This is a genomic window from Allocoprococcus comes (assembly GCF_013300725.1).
In the GTDB taxonomy this organism is placed as follows: domain Bacteria; phylum Bacillota; class Clostridia; order Lachnospirales; family Lachnospiraceae; genus Allocoprococcus; species Allocoprococcus comes_A.
Map to the genome: position 1 here is coordinate 1 of NZ_JAAIMM010000066.1, position 1,836 is coordinate 1,836.

General features: G+C 36.7%; 1 protein-coding gene. It reads left to right on the forward strand.

Features of this window, described 5'->3' with window-relative positions; genetic code table 11:
* The first annotated feature begins 6 nt into the window (after window positions 1–6).
* Window positions 7–1,734 (forward strand): IS1634 family transposase, encoded by a 1,728-nt coding sequence (locus G4407_RS15960; protein WP_173689662.1) that lies wholly within the window; start codon window positions 7–9, stop codon window positions 1,732–1,734.
* Window positions 1,735–1,836 lie beyond the last annotated feature (102 nt).

The window sequence follows — 1,836 nt, forward strand, 5'->3', positions numbered from 1 at the left end:
TTTATCATGAAAGTAACTACATCGAAGTCAAAAAATTCTGAATCATTTTATATTGCAAAAAGCTATATCAACAACAAAGGAAAAAGTACATCTGTTAATGTACGCAAGCTTGGAACATTAAAGGAACTTTTAATCGAACATGGTCCCACTCGTGACGACGTCATGAAATGGGCCAAAGAAGAAGCCAGGATTGAAACTCTTAAATATAAAAAAGAACAACAGGCAAAATCTGTCCAGATCACGTTTCATTCTGATCACAAGCTGGATTATGGCCAGCAGGTCTTCTATCGTGGTGGATACCTTTTCCCACAGTCTTTTTATTATCGGCTTCATCTGGATAAAGTATGCCGAAAACTTCGGGACAAATATAAATTTAAATACGACATCAATGCAATCCTGTCTGATCTTATTTACGCAAGGATCCTTGAACCAGACAGTAAATATTCTTCCTATAAAACAGCTTCTGAATTTTTAGAAAAACCTTCTTACCAGCTGCATGATGTATACCGCTCTCTTGATGTGCTTGGAAATGAATGTGATTTTATACAGTCAGAAGTATATAAAAACAGTCATCTTCTCGGAAAACGGAATGATAAGATTCTCTATTACGACTGCACAAACTATTATTTTGAAATCGAACAGGAAGATGGGGATAAAAAATACGGTAAATGTAAACAACATCGTCCAAATCCAATCATTCAAATGGGAATGTTTATGGACGGAGATGGAATCCCTCTTGCCTTTTCTCTTTTCCCAGGAAATGCGAATGAACAGACTTCACTGAAACCCTTAGAAGAGAAGGTATTACAGGACTTTGGATGTACGAAATTTATTTATTGCAGTGATGCCGGACTCGGTTCAGAAGCAATCAAAAGACTCAACCATGCCGGCGAACGGGCTTTTATTGTCACACAGTCCATAAAGAAACTAAATAAAGATGACAAAAAATGGGCTTTAGATAAAAGCGGATTCAAACGGGTTTCCGATAATGCTCCCGTTGATCTTTCCGAAATCCCGGAAGATGATAACGGATTATACTATAAAGACAAACCGTATACGCCACACTCCCTGCATCAACGTCTAATTGTAACCTACTCACCAAAGTATGCAAGATATCAGAAATCGATACGTACAGACCAGGTTGAACGTGCGAAAAAGATGCTTCTTTCTGGAAAAGTAAAAAAAGAACGCAGAAATCCGAATGATCCTGCACGTTTTATAGGAAAGCTCGCGGTAACCAAAGACGGTGAAACTGCAAAAATCCATAATTATCTGGATACCGACAAGATTGAGCAGGAATCTCTCTATGATGGAATGTATGCAGTAACTACGAATTTGTTAGACGATGAGGTAAAAGATATTTTAAAAGTCAGCGAAGGGCGTTGGGAAATTGAAGAATGTTTCCGCATAATGAAAACAGACTTTGAAGCAAGACCAGTGTTTCTTCAGGATGAAGTCCGTATAAAAGCACATTTTCTTATCTGTTTTCTTTCTTTGGTAATCTATTGTTACCTTGAGAAAGAATTAGGATATGCCTTTACCTGTGAAACAATTCTGGAAAAGTTGAAATCTATGAATTTTGCAGATATACAGGAACAAGGGTTTATTCCCCTCTATACACGTGATATGTTGACGGATGCTTTGCATAAAGTTTGTGGTTTTGATACAGACTTCAAGTTTATTACAAAAAGTCAAATGAAAACCATTCAGAAAAAAAGTAAGAGACGGGAATAAAATACTATAGTTTAAAACAACGGCAAAACTCGCTACAATGCCTGTATTTACAAGCATTATAGCGAGTTTATTTTTCTCAAACTGTCAAAGATGGGATTATAT